The 22,289-nt window shown below is 74.3% G+C and carries 19 protein-coding genes, 1 tRNA gene, 2 pseudogenes and 1 riboswitch; of the genes and pseudogenes, 19 read left to right on the top strand and 3 right to left on the bottom strand.

Going from position 1 to position 22,289, the window contains the following annotated elements; all coding sequences use genetic code 11:
• Positions 1-11: 11 nt before the first annotated feature.
• From FRADC12_RS27765 to der, 5 genes are all read left to right on the top strand, one after another.
• Positions 12-734, top strand: a complete 723-nt coding sequence (locus tag FRADC12_RS27765) for a pseudouridine synthase (RefSeq protein ID WP_045880353.1) — start codon at positions 12-14, stop codon at positions 732-734.
• Positions 735-861: 127 nt separating this feature from the next.
• Positions 862-1,971: a prephenate dehydrogenase gene (locus FRADC12_RS27760; RefSeq protein ID WP_045878817.1), complete on the top strand. Its 1,110-nt coding sequence runs from the start codon at positions 862-864 to the stop codon at positions 1,969-1,971.
• A gap of 389 nt (positions 1,972-2,360) precedes the next feature.
• Complete coding sequence (cmk, locus tag FRADC12_RS27755) at positions 2,361-3,119, top strand: (d)CMP kinase (RefSeq protein ID WP_045878816.1); 759 nt, start codon at positions 2,361-2,363, stop codon at positions 3,117-3,119.
• Between the two features lie 56 nt (positions 3,120-3,175).
• The gene (locus FRADC12_RS27750; RefSeq protein WP_502685296.1) at positions 3,176-4,015 is read left to right on the top strand and encodes a lysophospholipid acyltransferase family protein; all 840 of its coding nucleotides are present in this window, start codon (positions 3,176-3,178) and stop codon (positions 4,013-4,015) included.
• A 205-nt stretch (positions 4,016-4,220) separates the two neighbouring features.
• Positions 4,221-5,633 (top strand): ribosome biogenesis GTPase Der, encoded by a 1,413-nt coding sequence (gene der / locus FRADC12_RS27745; protein WP_045878814.1) that lies wholly within the window; start codon positions 4,221-4,223, stop codon positions 5,631-5,633.
• A gap of 49 nt (positions 5,634-5,682) precedes the next feature.
• Here der and FRADC12_RS27740 read toward each other — a convergent pair whose 3' ends face one another.
• The 3 genes from FRADC12_RS27740 to FRADC12_RS27730 form a co-directional block, all read right to left on the bottom strand.
• Positions 5,683-6,294, bottom strand: a complete 612-nt coding sequence (locus FRADC12_RS27740) for a hypothetical protein (protein ID WP_045878813.1) — start codon at positions 6,292-6,294, stop codon at positions 5,683-5,685.
• A 205-nt stretch (positions 6,295-6,499) separates the two neighbouring features.
• Positions 6,500-6,573, bottom strand: a tRNA-Pro gene (locus tag FRADC12_RS27735).
• Positions 6,574-6,990: 417 nt separating this feature from the next.
• A complete protein-coding gene (locus tag FRADC12_RS27730; RefSeq protein ID WP_045878812.1) occupies positions 6,991-7,467 on the bottom strand; it encodes a hypothetical protein in 477 nt (158 codons plus the stop codon).
• Between the two features lie 842 nt (positions 7,468-8,309).
• On the opposite strand from FRADC12_RS27730, the gene FRADC12_RS27725 reads away from it, so the two are divergent.
• The 14 genes and pseudogenes from FRADC12_RS27725 to FRADC12_RS27665 form a co-directional block, all read left to right on the top strand.
• Complete coding sequence (locus FRADC12_RS27725) at positions 8,310-9,164, top strand: class F sortase (protein WP_045878811.1); 855 nt, start codon at positions 8,310-8,312, stop codon at positions 9,162-9,164.
• A 446-nt stretch (positions 9,165-9,610) separates the two neighbouring features.
• Positions 9,611-9,773, top strand: a riboswitch (cyclic di-AMP (ydaO/yuaA leader).
• Positions 9,774-9,776: 3 nt separating this feature from the next.
• The gene (locus FRADC12_RS27720; protein WP_045878810.1) at positions 9,777-10,838 is read left to right on the top strand and encodes a C40 family peptidase; all 1,062 of its coding nucleotides are present in this window, start codon (positions 9,777-9,779) and stop codon (positions 10,836-10,838) included.
• Between the two features lie 352 nt (positions 10,839-11,190).
• Positions 11,191-11,886 carry a cardiolipin synthase ClsA gene (clsA, locus tag FRADC12_RS27715; RefSeq protein ID WP_232304086.1) on the top strand — a complete coding sequence of 232 codons (696 nt, stop codon included), beginning with the start codon at positions 11,191-11,193 and terminating at the stop codon, positions 11,884-11,886.
• Positions 11,887-11,897: 11 nt separating this feature from the next.
• The gene (locus FRADC12_RS27710; protein WP_045878809.1) at positions 11,898-14,402 is read left to right on the top strand and encodes a mannose-1-phosphate guanyltransferase; all 2,505 of its coding nucleotides are present in this window, start codon (positions 11,898-11,900) and stop codon (positions 14,400-14,402) included.
• A gap of 145 nt (positions 14,403-14,547) precedes the next feature.
• Positions 14,548-15,447, top strand: a complete 900-nt coding sequence (locus FRADC12_RS27705) for a DUF881 domain-containing protein (protein ID WP_045880351.1) — start codon at positions 14,548-14,550, stop codon at positions 15,445-15,447.
• 166 nt (positions 15,448-15,613) lie between these two features.
• Positions 15,614-15,970 (top strand): DUF1290 domain-containing protein, encoded by a 357-nt coding sequence (locus tag FRADC12_RS27700; protein WP_502685295.1) that lies wholly within the window; start codon positions 15,614-15,616, stop codon positions 15,968-15,970.
• A 10-nt stretch (positions 15,971-15,980) separates the two neighbouring features.
• On the top strand, positions 15,981-16,751 hold the full coding sequence (locus FRADC12_RS27695) for a DUF881 domain-containing protein (protein ID WP_052711228.1): 771 nt from the start codon (positions 15,981-15,983) through the stop codon (positions 16,749-16,751).
• Positions 16,752-16,876: 125 nt separating this feature from the next.
• Positions 16,877-17,272: a glycine cleavage system protein GcvH gene (gcvH, locus tag FRADC12_RS27690; protein ID WP_045878808.1), complete on the top strand. Its 396-nt coding sequence runs from the start codon at positions 16,877-16,879 to the stop codon at positions 17,270-17,272.
• A 526-nt stretch (positions 17,273-17,798) separates the two neighbouring features.
• Positions 17,799-18,350 carry an FHA domain-containing protein gene (locus FRADC12_RS27685; protein ID WP_045880348.1) on the top strand — a complete coding sequence of 184 codons (552 nt, stop codon included), beginning with the start codon at positions 17,799-17,801 and terminating at the stop codon, positions 18,348-18,350.
• Between the two features lie 16 nt (positions 18,351-18,366).
• The gene (gene ftsR / locus FRADC12_RS27680) at positions 18,367-19,218 is read left to right on the top strand and encodes a transcriptional regulator FtsR (RefSeq protein ID WP_045878807.1); all 852 of its coding nucleotides are present in this window, start codon (positions 18,367-18,369) and stop codon (positions 19,216-19,218) included.
• Between the two features lie 464 nt (positions 19,219-19,682).
• Complete coding sequence (locus FRADC12_RS27675; RefSeq protein WP_045878806.1) at positions 19,683-20,168, top strand: bifunctional nuclease family protein; 486 nt, start codon at positions 19,683-19,685, stop codon at positions 20,166-20,168.
• Positions 20,169-20,847: 679 nt separating this feature from the next.
• Positions 20,848-21,387: a MerR family transcriptional regulator gene (locus FRADC12_RS27670; RefSeq protein WP_157489183.1), complete on the top strand. Its 540-nt coding sequence runs from the start codon at positions 20,848-20,850 to the stop codon at positions 21,385-21,387.
• A 91-nt stretch (positions 21,388-21,478) separates the two neighbouring features.
• A pseudogene (locus FRADC12_RS31875) lies at positions 21,479-21,706 on the top strand (ATP-binding cassette domain-containing protein); the annotation flags it as partial.
• A 2-nt stretch (positions 21,707-21,708) separates the two neighbouring features.
• A pseudogene (locus FRADC12_RS27665) lies at positions 21,709-22,275 on the top strand (ABC transporter permease); the annotation flags it as partial.
• Positions 22,276-22,289 lie beyond the last annotated feature (14 nt).

Raw genomic sequence — 22,289 nt, 5'->3', positions numbered from 1 at the left:
GCCAGGAGGGCATCCGCCTGCAGAAGGTGCTGGCGGCGGCCGGAGTCGGCTCGCGCCGGCACAACGAGGAGCTGATCGACGCCGGCCGCGTGCGCGTCGACGGGAAGGTCGTGCGTGAGCAGGGCCGCCGGGTCGACCCGGAGACCGCCGTCATCGAGGTCGACGGCGAGCGCGTCGTGACCAGGACCGGGCTGGTGCACCTGGCGCTGAACAAGCCGCGCGGGGTCGTGTCGACCATGTCCGACCCGGAGGACAGGCCGACGATCAGCGACCTGCTCACCGAGTTCGGCGCCGGCGCCGGGCTGTTCCACGTCGGCCGGCTCGACGTCGACAGCGAGGGCCTGCTGCTGGTCACCAACAACGGGGACCTGGCCCACCGGCTGACCCACCCGTCCTACCAGGTGCCCAAGACCTATCAGGTCCAGATCAACGGCCCGCTGCGCAAGGAGACGATGCGCCGCCTGCACACCCGCGTCGAGCTGTCCGACGGCCCGGTGCGCGTGGACAGCGCCAGGATCATCGACCAGGCCGGCTCGCAGATCCTGCTGGAGATCGTCCTGCACGAGGGCCGCAACCGGATCGTTCGCCGGATGATGGAAGAGGTCGGCCACCCGGTGGTGCGGCTGCTGCGCACCGAGTTCGGCGCCGTGCACCTGGGCACCCTGCGCTCCGGCCGGGCTCGCCACCTCACCCTGCACGAGGTCGGCGCGCTGCACAGCATGGTCGGCCTCTGAAGCCTCGGGGCTCGCCGCCGAGCGGCCTGAGGCCGGCCCCGGGCCCCGGACGGTGGCAGTCCTGCGCGCCCGACGTGGGGAAGGCCGCGTCCGCGCGGCCCGGCCACGGCCCGTAACGTGGGCGGACGTGACACCTGCGCCCGTCTCATCGCCAGACCTGCCCCGCCGGGTCGGCATCGTCGGATCCGGTCTGATCGGCACGAGCATCGGGCTGGCGCTGCGCCGGGCCGGTGTCGAGGTGCTGCTGCGCGACACCGACCCCGAGCAGGTCAAGCTCGCCGAGGCGCTGGGCGCCGGCTCGCTGTGGCAGGGCGAGCGGGTCGAGCACGCCGTCGTCGCCGTGCCGCCGCACGCGGTCGCCGCCGAGCTGCGCGCGCTCCAGCAGGCGGGGATCACCGGCTCGGCCAGCGACGTCGCGAGCGTGAAGAGCCGCCCGATCGCAGAGGCCGTCGTCGCCGGCTGCGACCTGACCAGCTGGTGCCCCGCGCACCCGATCGCCGGCCGGGAACGCGGCGGCGCGGCCTCGGCGCAGGCGGACCTGTTCGCCGAGCGGACCTGGGTGCTGTGCCCCACCGCGCACACCGCCACCGCCGCGGTCGCGGCCACCGAGGCGCTCGCCCTGGCCTGTGGCGCGCTGCCGGTGCGCACCACCCCCGACCGGCACGACGAGGCGATGGCCGCGCTGTCACATCTGCCGCAGGTGGTCTCCAGCCTGCTGGCCGCCGCCACCCCGCACCTGCGGCCCGGGGAGCTGGCGCTGGCCGGGCAGGGCTTCCGCGACTCCACCCGGCTGGCGGACTCCGACCCGGCGCTGTGGTCCTCGATCCTGGAGGGCAACCGCGGGCCGGTGGCCGCGCAGGCCCGCCGGGTGGCCGCGGAGCTCGCCGCCCTCGCCGACGCCCTCGACCATGCGTCGGAGGCCTCCGTCGGCAAGGTCGTCACCGACCTGATGGACCGCGGCCGCGCCGGCCGGACCCTGCTGCCGCGCAAGCCCGGCCGGGCCGCTGCCCGGCCCTGGGGCTGGGTCGGCGTCGTGCTCGACGACCGGCCCGGGCAGCTGGCCGCGCTGCTGACGACGATGGGTGACTGGCGGGTCAACCTGGAGGACATCGGGCCGTTCGAGCACAGCCTGCAGGCACCGGCCGGCGTGATCGAGCTCGCCGTCGCCCCGGACGTCGCCGCGGACCTCGTCGACCGCCTGAACGCCGCCGGCTGGTGCGCCTATCACCGTTCCTGAGGCGTTCGGCCGGAACCGGGCGCGGAGCGCCCTTCGCCGACCTCCCGGACCGCCGCCCTTCCCGGACCGGCTTCGTCGATCCGGGAGGAACCCTGTCGCCGATCCGGCAGGCAGGGACCCCGGTCCTGCCTGCCGGGCGCGGAGCGCCCTCCCAACGCCTGGTTGGCTACAGGCCGACGGCTAGGGCGGGTGCCTCCTGGAGTCGGCATCTGCGGTTGCGTCATCGCCGATGAGACGCGCGGAGGGCCGAGCCGACGGTCGGGGACGAGGCGGGCCGAGTAGCCTGATCCCGGCCGTCCCGCCGGTCCCCGGGGACGGCCGGGACCGATCACTACAGGTTTCGAGACGACGAGTGGCAGCGGCTGCTGCTGTCCGGACGGAGGACGCGGGTGGAGCACGACCACGGTTCCGGCGTGAGGTCGGGCGGCGGCCGGAGCGGGCCCGGTCTGGTGGTCGCGGTCGACGGGCCGGGTGGGTCCGGCAAGTCCACCGTCGCCAAGGCGATCGCCCGCCGGCTCGGCCTGCGCTACCTCGACACCGGTGCGATGTACCGCGCCGTCACCCAGCTCGCCCTGGAGCAGCGCATCGACCTGGAGGACCCGCAGGCGGTCGCCGAGCTCGCCGAGCGGGCCGTGCTGACCTCTGGCACCGACCCGGACGGCCCGACGATCTCGGTCAACCAGGTCCGGGTCGACGCGGAGATCCGGACCCGCGCGGTGACCAACGCCGTCAGCGCCGTCAGCGCCGTGGCCGTGGTGCGCCGCCGGCTCGTCGGCCAGCAGCAGCAGATCATCACCGGCGCCGTCGACACGTCCGGCGGGATCGTCGTCGAGGGCCGCGACATCGGCTCCGTCGTCGCGCCGGACGCCCCGGTGAAGGTGTTCCTGACGGCGTCGACCGAGGTGCGCGCCCTGCGCCGGTCCCGGGAGCTGGGGGAGAAGGGCGTCGACGACGTCGCCAGGACCCTCGCCGAGCTCGGGCGGCGCGACGAGCTGGACAGCACCCGCAAGGTCGACCCGTTGCAGGCGGCACCGGACGCGATCGTGGTCGACTCCAGCGGCATGTCGGTCGACGAGGTCGTCGCCGAGGTGCTGCGGCACATCGCCGCGGCCGGCTTCGCTGCGGCCATTCCCGGTTCGGCGCCGTGAGCGCGCCTGAGTCCGAGCCGGCCGTCGCCGCGGCTGACGCGGCCGAGGATGCCGGCGTGAGCACGCCCACGGCCGAGCCTGGCGTGGCGCTGGCCGTTCCCGCCGAGCAGGAGCCTGGCCGGGCCGAGCTGGCCGGCGAGGCTGCCGTCTCCGCGGCCGAGCCAGCCCCCGCGTCGTTGCCGGCGGCCACACTGACGAAGCCCGCGGCGGCCGAGCCAGGCCCGAAGCAGCCGCTGCACCGGGGTGCCGAGTCGTCCCCGTACAACGACATCCTTCACCGGACGCTCAAGCCCCCGGTGCGCTTCCTGCTCAACCGGCTGGTGATGCGGATCCGGCTGGAGGGCGTCGAGAACATCCCGCGTGACGAGCCGCTGATCTTCGCGGGGAACCACTCGAGCTGGCTGGACGGCCCGCTGGTCGTCATTGAGGCGCCGCGCACGGTCCGCTGCCTGGCCAAGGTGGAGATGTACAAGGGGGTCCTCGGACGGCTGCTGCGGCTCGTCGGGCAGATCCCGATCGACCGTGGCAAGGCCGACCGGGTCGCCCTGCACACCGCCCTCGACGAGCTCGGCCGGGGCAAGGCGATCGGGCTGTTCCCCGAGGGCACCCGCGGCTCCGGCGAGATGAGCGCGGTCCAGGCCGGCATCGCGTACCTGGCCGTCCACGGCCGCTGCCGGGTGCTGCCCGTCGCCTGCCTCGGGACGGGCGACGCGCTGCCGAAGGGGGCGCACTGGCCGAAGCGGTCGGTGCGGGTGCGGGTGGTCTTCGGCGCGCCCTTCGCCGTCGAGATGCCCGCCAACCCCCGCTCCCGCAAGGCGCTGGCGGCCGTCGCCGAGGACATCCGGGTGCACCTGGCCGACCATCTGGCCGCCGCCCGCGCCAGCGACATCTCCTAGGCCCGGACATCTCCCAGGCCGTCCGCCGGCACCGCCTGGTCCTACGTCGGGGTCGCGCGACCTTCAGGTTCCGCGACCCGACGTAGCACTCGGCCGTTGCCGACCGGCCCGCCGGCTGGCGGGAGCCGGTCTGGCGCGCGCGCCCGGATACCCTCGGAAGCACCAGATCCACCCACGCGAGACCTACCAGGAAGTCGGCACCACGGTGAGCCCACGAGACCACGACAGTGCCAGCCAGGACAGCGGTGCCAGCCAGGACAGCCCGGGCCCGACAACGGGCACCGTGGCCGGTGGCCAGCCCGTGCTCGCCGTCGTCGGCCGGCCCAACGTCGGCAAGTCGACGCTGGTCAACCGTATCCTCGGCCGGCGTGCCGCGGTGGTCGAGGACGTCCCCGGGGTGACCCGCGACCGGGTCGCCTACGACGCGAACTGGTCCGGCCGGCGGTTCACCCTCGTCGACACGGGTGGCTGGGAGCCGGACGCCAAGGGCCTGGCCGCCCGGGTCTCCGCGCAGGCCCAGCGGGCGCTGGCCACCGCCGACGCGGTGCTGTTCGTCATCGACGCCACCGTCGGCGCGACCGACGCCGACGAGGCGGTCGCCCGGGTGCTGCACCGCTCCGGCCGTCCCGTCGTGCTGGCGGCGAACAAGGTCGACGACCAGCGCCTGGAGGCCGACACGGCGGCCCTGTGGAGCCTCGGGCTCGGCGAGCCGTACCCGGTGTCGGCGCTGCACGGCCGGGGGAGCGGTGACCTGCTCGACGCGGTGCTCGCCGCGCTGCCGGCGGCCCCGCCGGAACGCTTCGACGAGGAGGACGGCCCGCGCCGGGTGGCTCTGGTGGGCCGGCCCAACGTTGGCAAGTCGTCGCTGCTCAACCGGCTCGCCGGTGAGGAACGGGCGCTCGTCCACGACGTTGCCGGGACCACCCGCGACCCGGTCGACGAGCTCGTCACCGTGGGCGGCGAGCAGTGGCTGTTCATCGACACGGCGGGCCTGCGCCGGCGGGTCGGCCAGTCCAGCGGCGCCGAGTACTACTCGTCGCTGCGCACCGCGGCCGCGATCGAGGCCGCCGAGGTCGCGATCGTGCTGCTCGACGCCGGGGAGACCCTGACGGAGCAGGACCAGCGGGTCGTCCAGATGGTCGTCGACGCGGGCCGGGCCCTGGTCCTGGCGTTCAACAAGTGGGACCTGCTCGACGAGGACCGCCGGCTCACGCTGGAGAAGGAGATCACCCGGGACCTCGCCCGGGTGGCCTGGGCGCCCCGGGTGAACGTCTCGGCGCTGACCGGCCGGGCCACGGACAAGCTCGCCCCCGCCCTGCACACCTCGCTCGAGAGCTGGGGCACCCGGATCTCGACCGGCCGGCTCAACCAGTGGCTCGGCGAGGTCGTCGCCGCGACCCCGCCGCCGCCACGCGGCGGCCGGATTCCCAAGGTCCTGTTCGCCACCCAGGCCGGCGTGCGCCCGCCCCGCTTCGTCGTCTTCGCCTCCGCCTTCCTGGAGCCCGGCTACCGTCGCTTCCTGGAACGCCGGCTGCGGGAGGACTTCGGCTTCGTCGGCTCCCCGGTCGAGATCTCGGTCCGCGTCCGCGAGCGAGAGGACCGCAAGGCCCGCCACTAGCCCGCGCCGCGGCCGCCACTCCCGGGGCGGGTGCCAGCCTGTCGTGACGTCAGGGCCCGGCGGGCCTGGGCTGGCTGGTGAGCGTGACCAGGAGGTTGGCGTAGCCGCGGGCGTCGTCGATGGCCTGATGGGTGTGGGGGACGTCGCCGAACCAGCTCGACGGCAGGGTCGCGCCACCGACCGACGCGACGGGAAGGCCCGTGACGGCGGCGGCGTAGCTGCGCAGGCACAGGCCGGGGCCGGTGAACAGCCGGTCGGTCTCGTACGGCCCGTGGATCAGGCCGTACCGGGTGAAGCGGCGCAGGTAGTAGTCGATCCAGCAGCCGTCGAACGCCAGCGGGGACGCGGCGAACATCCGGCGCTCTGGCAGCGACTGGACCCAGGCGACGTACTCGGCCATCACGACCGGGACGGGCCGCTGGCCGGTCGTCGCCGCGGCCCACGCCGCCGGCTGTCGCTCGAACCAGGCGAGCGTGTCCGGGTTCGGCGCGGCGCCCGGAAGCTGCTCCAGAACGGCCTCGAACTCGCCGTACCGCGCGCCGTCGACGGACACCGCCACAGACGCGAAGGACCGCATCGAGTTGGGACCGGCCCAGGGACCGTCGGTCTCGATGTCGGTCACGACGTAGACCCAGTCGTCGGGCGAACGGTCACCGGCCATGAGCTGATCCTGCCGGACCGTGCCCTGTCAGGTCCCCGGTTTTCGCGGGGACTAGCCGCAGGCGGGCCTGTGGGCGTGGTACGTGAAGGACCGCGCGGCCGGCTTCCGCCCTGCTCGGCGGCCTGTCGCGGGACTCGCCGAAATGCAACAGCCGAACCTATTGTAATAGGTTCGGCTGCCCCCGATGTCCTGAGACATCACGCTGTCGGGACGACAGGATTTGAACCTGCGACCCCCAGACCCCCAGTCTGGTGCGCTACCAAGCTGCGCCACGTCCCGGAACGAGGCCCCTGAGACGGGACCGTCCTGCGTTGCACCGGCCGGCGAGGTCGCACTCGACCGCCGGGCCGGCCCGCTGGTTTCCCGGCGGGTTCGCCGTGTCCTTTGAGGGCTGGCCCTGTGGGGGCCCGGCGACGTTGTCACCTTACCTGATCTGGGGGGTGCTGTGATGGCTGTGGGGTATCGCGGCAGCGGGTGCCACAGCCTTGAGGCTGTGGCACCCGCTGCCAGTTGCCGCCACGGGCCCGGAAAGGCCCGTGCCTGACCGACACACCGCCGGGCGGGACCCGGGGTCCCCGCGGATCCGCGGGCGCGGATCCGCGGGGAGGCGCCAGGCCGGGCCGGCGTGGGGCGGGCGAGCCGCCTCGACGCCGGTGGTCGGACGCCCGTGCGCGTCCGACCGGTCAGCCCCACGGGTCAGTTGGCGCCTTGCTGGCGGCGGCGGTTGGCGAGACCGACGGTCAGCAGGACGGCGCCGAGGCCGGCACCGGCCAGCGGGAGGGCGGTGCTGGAGCCGGCCATGCCGCCGCCACCCGCCGCGACGCCGCCACCGGCGCCACCGCCACCGCCACCGACACCCACGCCGACGACACCGACACCGACACCGCAGTTCCTGTTGTTCTTGTCGTCAAGGATGCCGTTCGGGAACAGGCCGCCGTCCTTGCCGTCCTTGCCGTCCTTGTTGTCCTTGTTGCAGTTGTCCTTGTCGTTCAGGATCCCGTTCGGGAACAGCCCGCCATCCTTGCCGTCCTTGTTGTCGAGAATGCCGTTGCTCGACTTGTCGCCAGAGGCCGTGTCGGCGTACGCGACGCCGAGGCCGGGCCCGAACGTGAGAAGCATGCCGGCGACGCCGGACAGTCCCAGCAGGGCGGCGCTCCGTCCCAGTCCCTTCATCAGGTCCCCTCTCCCAGAGTTAGTGACTGCGTGATTGCTGCGAGCGACAACATAGCCACTCGACGACGGAATCCAGCGCAGCCTGCGGGTGGCCTCGGACCTGGCGGACGGGGCCGCCGGGCACACGCCCCGGTCGACGGCTGCTGGTGGCAAATGCCCGTGCCGGTGGGATGTCCGCCCGTTCTCTGTGCTTCGGCGGCGCCCGTTTTCCCGACTCGTTCTCCGTATTTCCGGAAACCAGGGCCACGGTGTTGGCGCGGTACGTCGCCCGTGGGCCGGGTGACCGTTTTTCCTGGCCCGCCCAAACCGCGCCCGGATACGGCGGCGACAGGCCGGGAAACGACGTCGCCGGCCGTAGCATCCGGGCGTCGGGGCAGGGGGAGGGAGCGGTTTTCGTGGGCCTGGAACCGAGGCGACGTGACCCCGCGCGCGGTGCGCGGCGCGGGCCGGCGGGAAGGGAACACCCCCGGCGGGAACCGTCGCGGGGCAGGCAGACGGCGGCCGGGTCCGCGCCGGCCCAGCCCACGGCTCCCCGGCCGGCGGGCCCACCGAAGCCGGGTCGGCAACCGGGTGCGCCCAGGCCCACCGCTGGCCGGCGGGCCGCGTGGCTGCGGGCTGTCCCGACGAGGGCCGCCCGGTCTGGCTCCGCCAGGCCCAGGACCGTTCGTCTCGCCGGGGCCTCGCGGACGGCCCTCGCCAGGGCGGTCGCGGCCGGCCGCGACAAAGCCTTCGCGGCGGGACGCTTCAGGCGGACGGCGACCGGTGGTGCGGGCGAGGCGGCAACCGGTGGCGGGCGCGGGCGGCGGCTGGGTGGCCTGTCGTGGCCGCTGGCGCTGGCTGGCATGGCACTCGTGGTGGCCAGCGGCTTCCAGCTGGCGGTACCGATGATCCGGTCGGCCGAGGCTCCGTCCGGGCGCGCGCTTCCACCGCCGCCCGCGCCCGTCACGGCCAGCCCGGCCGGCCAGCCGACGGCCACCCCCAGCCCGCCGCCCCCGCCGCCGGTGGTGACGGGCCCGGTCCGGCTGAAGATCCCGGCGATCGCGCTCGACGCACCGGTCGTCGGCCTGGGGCTGGACCCGCAGGGCGCGATCGACGTGCCGGCCCAGTGGGGCGACGTCGGCTGGTACAAGCCGGGGGTCGCGCCGGGCGCGGTGGGCCCGGCGGTGCTCGTCGGCCACTACGACTCGAAGACCGGACCGGCGGTCTTCTATCGGCTGGGCTCGGTGCTACCCGGCGACCAGTTGGTCGTCGTCGGCGCGTCCGGGGCGAGCGTCACCTTCGTCGTCGACCGCCTCCAGGAGGTCTCAAAGGCGACGTTCCCGACCCAGGAGGTCTACGGGCCGGTCACGCGGCCGGAGATCCGGGTCATCACCTGCGACGGCGCCTTCGACGAGCACACGCACCACTACGTCGACAACCTGGTGGTCTATGGCCACGCCATCAGCGTGCCGCCGACTGCGGTCCAGGCACCGTCCGCGCCGCGGCCGTCCGCTGCCGTGGCGGCCCCGCGGCCGGCGGCCACGACAGCCGCCGCCGCGAGCTCGAGCGCCCCAGCGGCCGGGTCGCCCGCGCTGCCGCCCGCCGCGCCGCTCGTTGCGCCGTCGCCGACCACCCCGGTTCCGACCACCCCGCTGGCGGGTGCCCCAGCGGCATCCAGCGAGCCCGCGGCGCCCCGGCCTTCGGCGACGCCGAGCTGATAGTCGCCCGCCCTTCGGGACGTGTGACGGGCGACGCAATCTGGGGCCGGAGCGTCCGCGCGCGGCTAGCCCCCCGCCGGGCCGCGTTGTTGGGACTTTGGGCCCCTAGAAATGATCGAAACTAAAGTCCTCACAACCTTGTGTCCAAGGTCCTAGAGCGCTGTGAGTCAACTTGTCTGGAACACAACGGGAGGCCAAGTCGGCCGGCTCGGCGGCTTCCGGGCGCCCGCTGTCACCGCGGCCCGGGAGCGGCTGCCCCGCTGTGGGGAACGTGCGGGGAACTCGCCCGACACCTGTCGGTAACCCCCGGAAGGTGTCCGACTGTTGTGTTTACGGTGGTTGGAGTACCCCCGTAGACATCCACTAAGGTCGGCAATGCAACATTCTTCACCTAAGGCACCAATGCGTCGGGCTGAAACGCCGAGTCCTGCCCCCGGCCCGACGCTCCCTCCGACATGCCGGGGCAGGAGCGGGGGACCCATGGTTCCGCCGGGCAAGGCCGGGAGACCGGCCAAGCCCTTGGGGTGAAGTCGCCGTCCCCAGGCGGCCGGGCTACATGAACCCAGCCCGAACCCGACAGCTGACCTCGCAGGCGTCAGGGAAGGACGAGCGTTGTCCCGTCGTGGCATGGCCTGGCTCCCGGACGACTGGGATGAGCTGGTCCGCGGCCGGCATCGCACGGGGGGCGCTCCGCGGGAGGCCCGTCGGCGGTCCGCGCCAGGATCTCGTCGGGTCGGCACCATCGCCGCCTTCACGACCGGAACGCTCGCCGTCTCCACCGCCGCCTTCGCCGCGACGGTCCCGTCGGCTCCCGAGCAGCCGGCCACGATCGACCCGAGCGCCCAGAACCAGAGCATGCCGTTCGCGTCGAACGCGCTGGCCGCAGCGCTCGGCGGTGGCGACACCGCCACCCCGACCAGCCACGGCTCCAGCGGCCTCGCCGGCGCGCTCGCCAACTCGGACCCGGCCTTCACGAACCTGACGCTGTCCGCGGACAGGACCACCGTCGCGCCGAACTCGCCGGTCGTCCTCACGGTGAAGGCCACCGAGGCGATGAGCGGCGCGCCGCTGGCGCACGAGCAGGTCCAGATCGTCGTCGTCGACGGGCCGAAGTGGCAGACCACCGCCGCGCTGACCACCGACGACAACGGCACCGCGAGCATCTCCGCCCGGCTGCTGTCCACGACCACGATCACCGCGGTGTTCGACGGCGGCAGCACGTTGCGCCCCTCGGTCGCCGGCGCCACGACCATCACGATCTCGTCGGGCCAGGCCGCGAGCAGCTACCTGAACAACGCGATCCCGAGCGTCATCCCGGGCAGCACGATCGGGGAGAAGGCCGTCTACCTGGCCTCCCTGCAGAAGGGCAAGCCGTACGTCTACGGCGCCACCGGCCCGTACTCGTTCGACTGCTCCGGCCTGGTCCAGTACGTCTTCCGCCAGCTCGGCCGCAACCTGCCACGCACCGCCGACGCCCAGTACTGGGCCTCCGTGCACGTCGCCCAGTCGGCCAAGCAGCCCGGTGACCTGATCTTCTTCGGCGCCCCGGGGAGCATCTACCACGTCGGCATCTACGCGGGGAACGGCTACATGTGGGCCGCCCCGGAGACCGGCGGCGTGGTGTCGCTGCGCCCGATCTACAGCTCGACGTACCACGTCGGGCGGATCATGTAGCGGACGCGGGCGGCCACGCCCGCCCGGCCTGGCGAACGCGGCCAGGCCCGCCACCAGGCCTTCGCCGCCGCAGGTCCCGCCCGCGTACGGCTGTTTCTCCTGCCCCGGGGGCGCCTCTCGCCGCCTGCAAACGGCTCCACAGGGCTAGTTTGACGGCCGGCGGAGTGGTCTGCGGTCGCCTCGCGACGTTCGCCCCGGTGGTCATCGGCTAGCGTCATGCCGAGGCGAGAGACGCGCCGTCCTTGCCGGCCCGTGCCGATGCGCCCGCGCACCGACGCGGGCAGGACATTTTCGCGTCTCCTTCTGCCCGTAGTGTCTCGGGGACAGGCCACTGACGAGTGAGGAGATGCGCATGGCGAGCGCTCCCGCCCCGTCAGGCGACGGTTCCGGCGGCGCCCCCGCGCCCCCGGGCGGGGGGTCCCCGGACGGGGAGCCGGCGCCGTCCGACCGGATCCTCACGATCCCGAACCTGCTGTCCACGCTGCGGCTCGTCGGCGTCCCGGTCTTCCTGTGGGTGGCGCTGGGCCCGCGCGCGGACTGGGTGGCGCTGGGCATCCTGATGTTCGCCGGCGTCAGTGACTACCTGGACGGCCGGCTGGCCCGGGCCCTGAACCAGACCAGCCGGCTCGGCGCCCTGCTCGACCCGCTGGCCGACCGGCTCTACATCCTCGCCACGATCGTCGCGCTGACCGTCCGGGGCAACATCCCCTGGTGGCTCACCGTGGTCATCATCGGCCGGGACGTCTTCCTCCTCCTGCTGCTGGTGCCGATGCGCCGGCTGGGCCTCGGCACCGCGCTGCCCGTGCACTACCTGGGCAAGGCCGCCACCTTCAACCTGCTCTACGCGTTCCCGCTGCTGCTGCTCACAGACGGCCACGGCTGGCTGTCGACCGCCGCCCGCCCGCTCGGCTGGGCGTTCGCGATCTGGGGCACCGCGATGTACTGGTGGGCCGGCCTGCTCTACGCGTTCCAGGTCGCCGGCATCGCCCGGGACCGGCGCCGCCGGGCCGGGGGCGGCCGGCCGGCCCCGGCGGGAGGGCCGCCGTGAGAGCGGTCGTCATGGCCGGCGGCGAGGGCACCCGGCTGCGGCCGCTGACCGCGAACGCGCCCAAGCCGCTGCTCCCGGTCGTCAACCGGCCGATCATGGAACACGTGCTGCGGCTGCTCAAGCGGCACGGCTTCGACGAGACGGTGGTGACCGTCCAGTTCCTCGCGGCCATGGTGCGCACCTACTTCGGCGACGGCGACGAGCTGGGCATGCACCTGTCGTACGCGACCGAGTCGACCCCGCTCGGCACCGCCGGCAGCGTGAAGAACGCCGAGGCGGCGCTGCGCGACGAGCAGTTCCTCGTCATCAGCGGCGACGCGCTGACCGACATCGACCTGACCGCGCTGGTCGCCGAGCACCGCAAGAACGGCGCGCTGGTCACCGTCGCCCTGAAGTCGGTGCCCGACCCGCTGGAGTTCGGGATCGTCATCGCCGGCGAGGACGGCCGGATCTCGCGGTTCCTGGAGAAGCCCACCTGGGGCCAGGTCTTCTCCGACACGGTCAACACCGGCATCTACGTCATGGAGCCGGAGGTGTTCGACCACGTCCCGGCCGGCGAGCCGGTCGACTGGTCCGCCGACGTGTTCCCCCGCCTCGTCGCGGCCGGTGCCCCCGTGTTCGGCCACGTCGTCTCCGGCTACTGGGAGGACGTCGGCACCATCGCGAACTACCAGCGGGTCCAGGCCGACGTGCTCAACCAGCAGGTCGACGTCGAGATCGGCGGCTTCGAGGTGTCGCCCGGGGTCTGGATCGGCCAGGACACCGACGTGCACCCCGACGCGGTCCTCAAGGGCCCGCTCGTCGTCGGCGACTACTCCAAGGTCGAGGCCGGCGCGGAGCTGCGCGAGTTCACCGTCGTCGGCAGCAACGTCGTCATCAAGAAGGGCGCGTTCCTGCACCGGGCGCTCGTCGGTGACAACGCGCTGATCGGCCCGCGGACGAACCTGCGCGGCTGCGTGATCGGCAAGGGCACCGACGTGCGCCGCGCCGCCCGGGTCGAGGAGGGCGCTGTCGTCGCGGAGGCCTGCGTCGTCGAGGAGGAGGCGTTCATCTCCCACGACGTGCGGATCTACCCATACAAGACGATCGAGGCCGGCGCGGTCGTCAACACGTCGGTGATCTGGGAGTCGCGCGGGCAGCGCTCGCTGTTCGGCCCGCGCGGTGTCTCCGGCCTGGTGAACGCGGAGATCACCCCGGAGCTCGCCGTCCGGCTCGCGGCGGCCTACGCCACCACCCTGCCCAAGGGCGCCACCGTCACGACCGCCCGCGACGGCTCCCGCGCCGCCCGGGCGCTGAAACGCGCGGTGATCAGCGCGCTGACCACCAGCGCGATCGACGTCCGCGACCTGGAGGTCGCGGCGATGCCGGTCGCCCGGTTCGATGTGCGCACCTCCGATGCCGCCGGCGGCATCATGATCCACAACACCGAGGGCGACCCGGAGCGGATCGACATCGTCATCCTCGACGCCGACGGTGACGACCTCTCGCCCGCCGCGCAGCGCAAGCTCGACCGGGTCTTCTCCCGGCAGGAGTTCCGCCGCGCGTTCCCCGGCGAGATCGGGGACCTGCGGCTGCCGGCCCGGACCGCCGACCGGTACACCCAGGACCTGCTCGACCGGATCGACACCTCCGGCGTCGCCGAGGCGGCGCTCAAGGTCGTCATCGACCCGTCGGGCGGCGCCGCGTCGCTGGTGCTCCCGACGCTGCTCGGCCGCCTCGGCGTCGACGTCCTCACCGTCAACGGCCGCCTCGACGACACCGCCGTCACCCACGAGGCCGGGCGCGTCGAGGCCGTCCGCCGCCTCGGTGGCCTCGTCGCGAGCTCCCGGGCCGCCTTCGGAGTCCGGTTCGACCAGGTGGGGGAGCGGATCACCATCGTCGACGAGCGGGGCGACCTGATCGACGACGACCGGGCGCTGCTGGTGTTCCTGGACCTGGTGGCGGCGGAGAACCGGGGCGCGGCCGTGGCCGTGCCGGTCACGACGACGCTGGTCGCCGAGCAGATCACCCGGTTCCACGGGCTGTCGGTGCGGCGCACCTCGCTGTCGGCGGCCGACCTGCCGCGGGTGGCGCGCGACCCGCTGGTGGTATTCGCCGCGGACGGCCGCGGCGGCTTCGTGGTGCCCGAGTTCGGTGCCGCCATCGACGGGTTCGCCGCGTTCGTCCGGCTGCTGGCGCTGGTCGCGCGGACCCGCCTGACGCTGTCCGCGATCGACGCCCGGATCCCGCCGGTGGCGGTGGTGCGCCGCTCGGTGCCGACCCCGTGGGCGGCGAAGGGAACGGTGATGCGCCGCATCGTGGAGTCCGTCGACGTCGCGGCCGGGCACGTCATCGACACCACCGACGGCGTCCGGGTCGTGCGGCCGGACGGCGCCTGGGTTCTCGTCCTGCCCGACCCCGCCGAGGCCGTCACCCACCTGTGGGCCGAGGCGGGCAGCTGGGACGAGGCATGCGCGCTGCTGGCCGGGTGGGCCGCGATCGTCGAGGCCGACCACCGGGACGCCACCGCTCGCTGAGCGCCCGGCCCGGGTTCGCCTGGGCGTGGGCGCGGCGTCGGCCCGCGGTGGCTTTCGGGGGGCTTCGACACCGTGGCGACACGTGATCGCGGGCGGCCGGGCGCGCCTCGCCGTACGGGCCCCGGCGTCGGTGAGAATGCCCGATGTGCCTTCGCCTGGATCCGCCACACCCGCGGGCGGGCGGCTTCCGGGACCACTGGCGGCGGTCGCGGCACAGGCACTCGACCCCGCCTATGCGCGGGCCCGGGCGTCCCGGCCCCGGCGGCATCCCGGGACCGCCGACCGGCGACGCGGCGGCTCGCCGGCGCGCCCGACGGGTGGGTCGCCGGCGAGGCTCGTCGCCGTCACGCTCGCGCTCATGGCCGGGCTGCTGGCCTTGGCCGCCGTGACCCAGCGGGCCGGCGCGCCCGGCCGAGCCAGGCTGGACGCGGCCCTGACCGCCGAACGCGACCGCGGCGCGGCGGACGTCGCGGCGAAGTCAGCCGAGGTCCGGGGGCTGCGGTCCACCGTCGCGGCCGCCCGCGCCGACGTCGCCCGCGACACCGCGTCCGAGCGGTCCACCGCCGAGGCGCTCCGCGTACTCGGGCCCGCCGCCGGCGCGGTCGCGGCGAGCGGCCCGGGCCTGCGCGTCCAGCTCGCCGACGCCGCCGACGACGGCCCGGGCACCGGTCCGCGCGGAAGCGGCCAGCGCGGCGTCGACGGGCTCACCGACCACGACCTCGCCACTGTGGTCAACGCCCTGTGGGCCGGGCACGCGACGGCGATCGCCATCGACGGCATCCGGCTTTCGGCAACGAGCCCGATCCGGACCGCCGGTGGCGCGATCCTCGTCGACTTCCAGCCCGTCGCCTCGCCGTACCGGATCGACGCCCTCGGGACGCCAGCAGGCCTGCTCGCCGCCTTCTTCGGCTCCCGGCCAGGCCGGCTCCTGGCCGACGACCGGCTGCCGGGCGTGCGTTTGCTCGCCGCCACCACGGCCCGCGTGCTGACCGTGCCTGCCGCGCCGGCGACGGCGCCCCGACTCGCGAGGAGGCTCAGCCAGTGATCGCGCCGTGACCCGCCCCGACGATCCGGCCGGCCCGCCCCCCGGCGGTTCCGCCCCGCCCGCGCCCGGCGGCCCTCCGCCCGGGGCCACGGAGCCTGGCCCAGCGGGGCCTCAGGCCGCGAAGCCCGGTGTCGTGGCCCCACCGGCCCGGCGCCGGACCAGTGGGGTGGCACGGCTGGCATCGCCCTGGCTGGTCCCGGTGCTCGCACTCACGGCCGGTCTCGTCGCTGGCTTCCTGGTGATGCCGACCGCGCCCGGCTGGCTCGCGCCGTATCTGCCCGTCGCCGTGGTCGCCGCGCTGGACGCGCTGGCCGGTGGCCTGCGCGCCGCGCTGGAACGGGTCTTCGACGACCTGGTGTTCGTGGTGTCGTTCCTGACGAACGCCGGCGTTGCGGTGGCGCTGGTGGCCGTCGGCGACCGGCTCGGCGTCGGCGGCGCGCTCACGACCGCGGTCGTCGTCGTGTTCGGCATCAGGATCTTCACCAACGCGACGGCGCTGCGCCGCCACATGTTCCGGGTCTGAGGAGCGCCCCGTGGACCGCACCGGCCCGGTGGTGGGCGAGCCCGAGCTGCCGCCTGGCGCCGCGATACCGGCGCCCCGGGCCGCGCCGGGCGACGCGCCGCGAACCAGGGCCCGGCCGGCGGCGCGCGCGGCCGTGGCCGTGCTGCTCGCCGCCAGCGGGTTCGCGATCCCGGTGACGATCTCCGCGGCGGGCCGGGCGGCGCCCGCCGGCACGACGACGGCCGGGCTGGTCGACCAGCTCGCCACCGCCGGCGCCGAGAACCGGAGGCTGTCCGGCCAGCTCGACCGGCTGCAGGGCGAACGCGCCACGCTGGCCGCCGCCGCGCCCGACCCGGACTCGCCCGCGACCGCCGCCGCCCGCGCGAGCACCCTCGCCGTGCTCGCCGGGGCCGTACCGGTCGCCGGCCCCGGCATCACGATGACCGTCACCGACCCGCGGGGCAACGTCGGCGCGGACGTCTTCGTCGACGCGTTGCAGGAGCTGCGCGACGCCGGGGCGGAGGCGATCGAGCTCGCCGGGGTCCGGCTGGTCGCCGAGAGCTACATCGTGGACGGGCCCGGAGGCGGGCTGCTCGTCGACGGCGTCGCCGCCCGGGCGCCGTACCGCCTGGTCGTCGTCGGCGACCCGCACACGTTGGCGGAGGCGATGCGCTTCCCCGGCGGCGTGCTCGATACGGTGGCAGCCCGAGACGGCGCCGAGGCCCGGGTCGCCGAGACCGACCGGGCCGAGATCCGCGCGGTGCGCAGGGTGCCGAGCCCGGCGACCCGGCCGGCCGGCTGATCCGGCGGCCGTGGCGGGGCGTGTGGATCCGCCTGGGCAGGGCGGGGCGGGGCGGGACGGCGGTGGCCCGGTTGGGCCGGGCCGCGGACAGGCTGGAGGTGGTTGCGCGTATGGGAGGGGACACGATGGCCGGTGACGCGGTGTACCCGGAGGACCTGAAGTACTCGCGTGAGCACGAATGGGTCCGCCTGGCGGGGGAGACGCTGCGGGTGGGCATCACCTCGTACGCGCAGGAGGCGCTGGGCGACATCGTGTACGTGTCGCTGCCGGAGGTCGGTGCGCAGGTCGCCGCCGGCGAGCCGTTCGGCGAGGTCGAGTCGACCAAGAGCGTCTCGGACGTGTACGCGCCCGCCTCGGGCGAGGTGGTGGCCCGCAACGAGGCGCTCGACGGGTCGCCCGAGCTGGTCAACTCCGACCCGTACGGCGAAGGCTGGCTGATCGAGGTCACGGTGTCCGACCAGGCCGCCCTCGGCGAGCTGCTCGACGCGGCCGGCTACAAGGCGCACGTCCAGAGCACCTGAGCGCCCGGCCGGGCGCCCAGGCCCAGCCGCCCGGCGTGGTCGGCCGTACGAGTGTGACCCGGCCGACCCGATGTCGGATACGCGACATTTGGGCGCAGGCTGATCGACCGCGGACGCGCCGAGGAGAGGCCCGGGGGCCTGGCGTGGTCCGGCACGCCCACAGTTGATCACACTGCGTGATCTCACCTGGTGGTACGGGTCGCTCCGTCGCCGCCCGAGAGGGGAAGATCTCGGCGCCACGCCGAGATCTGTTGTCGCACCCTTTTCACGAGCCTGCCCCTGATGCACTAGCCTCGGTGTGCATCAGTAGGCGGTGCGGCGCTCTCCGGTTACCTGGCCGTGCGGTGTGGACACCGCGCGGCGGCGGGGCTGGCCCGGCGCCCGTGCCCAGCGACCTGTGTGGGGGGTGGGCGGCATGGCTCGGCGACCCCCTCGGATTGGGAAGACAACGTTCTCGCCACCGCGCCGGTGGCACGAGCGGCCGGTGGCCCGCGCCCGCGGGCGCCGGCAGGAGGCGGACGCGACCGTGTTCTGCACCAGGTGCGGACAGCACAACCCACCCGACGCGCTGTACTGCGCGCGGTGCGGGTCCCCTCTGGTACGCCCCGGCGAGCCGGTCGCGCCCGAGCGGCCCGTGGAGCCACAGACGTCGACCCTGAACCTGGCGACCGCGGCGCTGCACCGCCTTGACCCGGACCAGGCTGAGGACGCGGGCGAGCGGGAGGCGGTCGCGGCCGTCGACGCGCTACCTCCCGGCTCGGCGCTGCTCGTGGTCAAGCGAGGCCCGAACGCGGGCAGCCGGTTCCTTCTCGACGCGGACCTGACCACGGCCGGCCGGCACCCGGAGAGCGATATCTTCCTCGACGACGTGACCGTCTCCCGTCGGCACGCGGAGTTCCTGCGGTCGCCCTACACCAAGGGCTTCACGGTGCGCGACGTCGGCAGCCTGAACGGCACCTACCTGAACCGGGAGCGCATCGACGCCGCCGATCTCTCCAGCGGAGACGAGGTGCAGATCGGCAAGTTCCGGCTGGTGTTCCTGACGGGGTCCCCCTACCCGGGGGGAGGTCCGTTGTGAGGCGAGGGGGCCAGCGGTGAGTTCCCGGCTGTCCGCCGCCGCGGCCGCCGCGGCACCGGCGCTCGGGCCCGGCGGCGGCCCGCAGCGCCCGGGCCGGCCCGGGCGGGCCGGCGCGCGCCCGATTCCGGACGCCGAGTCGGACGCGCGGATGGCCGCCAAGGTCCTGAACATCGGCGAGGTGCTCGACCGGCTTCGGGTGGACTACCCGGACATCACACTGTCCAAGATCCGTTACCTGGAGGCCGAGGGCCTCGTCGAGCCGGCCAGGACCAGCGCGAACTACCGCAAGTACTCGGCTGGCGACGTGGCCCGGCTCGGCTACGTCCTGCACGCCCAGCGGGAGCGTTACCTGCCGCTTCGGGTGATCAAGGACGAGCTGGCGGCGATGGACCGGGGTGAGGCCCCGCCGGCCGCTCCAGCCGGGCCGCGCGCGGTGCCCGCCACCCCGCCGGCCACCGGGCTGGACGTGCTGCTCGGGGCCGAGCGGGTCCGGATGTCGCGCCGGGAGCTGCTCGCCGCGAGCGGCCTGGACGAGGTGGCGCTCGCCGAGCTCGAGCACCACGGTCTGCTGCGCGCGGTGTCCGGCGGTGGCTACTACGACGCCGACGCGCTCGTCGTGGCCCGGACGGTCGGCCTGCTGGCCGCGCATGGCGTCCAGGCACGCCATCTGCGGGCCGCCCGGGCCGCGGCCGACCGGGAGGCGGGCCTGATCGAGGCCGCGGTCGCGCCGTTGCGAGCCCCGCGCAGCGCCGGCGCCGCCGCGGGCGACGACGACCTGCCGCGCGACTCCGTTGACGAGCTCGCGCTGCTGCTGGTCCGGCTGCACGCGGCGCTGCTGCGGGCCCGGCTGGGCTCGGGGCCGCGCTGACGGTTGGCGCCCGCCCTGCGCTGGCCTGACCTGGATCGGGTCGCCCGGCCGGTCAGGGGCGACCCGGCCCCGCGTGGGCCGCGCTGTCCGGGGTGTGCTTGGCTGGCCGAACTGGCGGGCGCGCTGACGGGCGGGTCGCGGCGGAGATACTGTCTCCAGAGTGGGGTTTTGGTCCCACACGCCGGGGGTCCGGGGGCCGTCCCCCGGATCGGGAACTGCCGGGGGTCCGGGGGCCGTCCCCCGGATCGGGAACTGCCGGGGGTCCGGGGGCGTCCCGGGTCCAGACCAGCCGGGGCCGTTGCCCGGATGGGAACCAGCCGAGGTTCTGGGCCGTCTCCGGTACCGGCGGTTCGGGGCCGCCTCCCTAAGCAGGCGAGGCAGGCCCGGCGTTGGGGTGGCCGTCCGGGTTGATGTGGGTGTGGGCGGGGGTGGCTCCCCGGGCATCCGCGCGAGGAGGTAGATCGGTGCATCGGCTGGACATCGTCGGAGTGCGAGTCGAGCTTCCCTCGAAGCAGCCGATCGTCCTGCTCAAGGAGGTCGGCGGCGAGCGTTACCTGCCCATCTGGATCGGCGCGGTCGAGGCCACGGCGATCGCGTTCGCGCAGGAGGGCATCACCACGGCCCGCCCGATGACCCACGACCTCATGCGGGACGTGCTGCGGGCCCTGCAGACCGAGCTCGCCCAGGTCACGATCACCGACCTGCAGGACGGCGTGTTCTTCGCCACGCTCCGGTTCGCCAACGGCGTCGAGGTCTCGGCCCGTCCGTCGGACGCGATCGCGCTGGCGATGCGGATGGGCGCCCCGGTCTACGGCGTCGAGGCGGTACTCGCCGAGGCCGGGATCACCGTGCCCGAAGAGCAGGAACAGGAGCAGGAGAACGAGCTCGAGAAGTTCCGCGAGTTCCTCGACACGATCTCTCCGGAGGATTTCAACACCCCGGGTTCGTGACGGCCGGTCACCCAGCCCGGGCGGCCGGCCGCTTTCAGCCTTGGTGTGCCACGGTCCCCGTCTTCGTCAGGCGGTGGGACCGGTTGGCATTGTGCCCTTCTGTGCGAGATGGCTGGCGTACGCTGAAATCAGCTTGACGGCTGGGTGGCCGGTGCGCTGTCGGCAGCAGGTTGGGCAGACAGGTAGTCGTGTCGGTAGCCAGCTCCACGCAGGCTTCGATCCTAGACGCCGCTGCTGTGTACGTCGTGGGCGGATTGCAGTTGTTTGGGCGTGCTTGAGGGGCGATTTGGGTTCGTCCAGCCGGTAGAGGAGTTCTGTCGGCTGGACGGGAGACACGCCGAACTGGATCGTTGAAGCCACGGAGCGGCGCTCCTACGGTCGAGGGGTCCGCATCGGGCCCGGCGCCGCAATGCCCGGCTTGGGGGCCGGCCGTCGGCCGGAGTGGCCGCGCCACGCGGGGGAGGCCCGGCCAGCAGGGGTGGCGCGCCCGCGTGGGCGTGTCGCGAAGGCCAAGGTCCGCCTGCGGGCTGGCGGCGACGGGAGGTCCGACGGTGCGGCTGGTCCCGCCTTCGGCGCGGCGAGGGTCTCTCTCGCCGCGAGGCCGCTGGCAGTCGTCGCGGTGCGGGGACGGGTGCGGTGGAGAGTCGGGGGCGGCGTGGCGACCGGGAACGAGACGGCGATGATCGAGCAGGGTGAGCTCTTCCCGGACGAGCTGCCCGGGCCGCCCGGTGACGACGTCGGCTACCGCGGCCCGACGGCGTGCGCAGCAGCCGGCATCACCTACCGGCAGCTGGACTACTGGGCCCGTACCGGGCTCGTCGTGCCGAGCGTGCGCGGCGCGACCGGGTCCGGCAGCCAGCGGCTCTACTCGTTCCGGGACATCCTGGTCCTGCGGGTCGTACGCAAGCTGCTGGAGGCGGGCGTCTCGCTGCAGAACATCCGGTCCGCCGCCGACCACGTCCGCTCCCGCGGTGTCGACGACCTCGCCGAGCTGACGCTGATCAGCGACGGGTCGACCGTCTACGAGTGCACCTCCGACGACCAGGTGATCGACCTGGTCCGCGGTGGCCAGGGCGTTTTCGCGATCGCGGTCGGCCGGGCGGTGCAGGACATGCGTGGCCAGCTGGCCTCGCTGCCGTCGGAGCGGCTCGGCCAGCCGCTGGCGACCCATCCCGGCGACGAGCTCGCCGGCCGCCGCGCGCGGCGCGACTCGGCCTGAGGCCCGGCGTCGCCGGCCCGCGGGCCGTGACCTGGAGGCCTGGCGCGGACGGCGCCGGAGGCCCGTAGCCCGGTGTCACCGGTTGCGTCGGATGGACGTTCACGCGACCCGAGATGTCGCATCCGCCCATTACGATGCGCGCGTGAGCGACAGCCATCCGCCCGCCCTCTCCGACGACGCTGTCCTGATGGAGGGGGTCCACAAGAGCTACGGGCCCAACCAGGCCCTGGCCGGGCTCGACCTGACGGTGGACAGGGGCACCGTGCACGGTCTGCTGGGTCCCAACGGCGCGGGAAAGACGACGGCGGTCCGCATCCTGCGCAGACCGTCGTCTTCGGCGCGATGCTGACCGGCATCGGGCTCGCCACGGACAAGCAGAACGGCCTGCTCGACCGGTTTCGTTCGCTGCCCATGTCCCGGTCGGCGCTGCTGGCCGGCCGGACCCTGTCGGACCTGGTCCGCAACACGTTCGTCCTGCTGCTGATGCTCGCAGTAGGGCTCGCGGCCGGGTTCCGGTTCCACCACACGACGGCCGCCGGTGTCGTCGGCGGCTTCGCGGTGCTGCTGCTGTTCTCGTACGCATGGATCCCGGCGACCATCGGGATGGCGGTGAGCAGCCCCGAGGCGGCCCAGTCGGGCGGGATCATCTGGGTCTTCCCGCTGGTCTTCGCCAGCTCCGGTTTCGCGCCGGTCGGCACGATGCCCGGCTGGCCGCAGGCCTTCGCCAAGCACCAGCCGGTGTCGGTGACCATCGACGCGTCGCGGGCGCTGTTCCAGGGCGGCCCGGTGGCGACCCCCCTGCTCTCGTCGGTCGCCTGGAGCGTCGGCATCATCACCGTCTTCGGCCCGCTGGCCGTCCGCACCTACCGCCGCAGCACCAGCAAGTAGCCCGCCGGCGCCCG

This window comes from Pseudofrankia sp. DC12, from assembly GCF_000966285.1.
Classification (GTDB): Bacteria; Actinomycetota; Actinomycetes; order Frankiales; family Frankiaceae; genus Pseudofrankia.
Note: the sequence above shows the minus strand (reverse complement) of the source record. Positions and strands in the feature narration are given on the sequence as shown.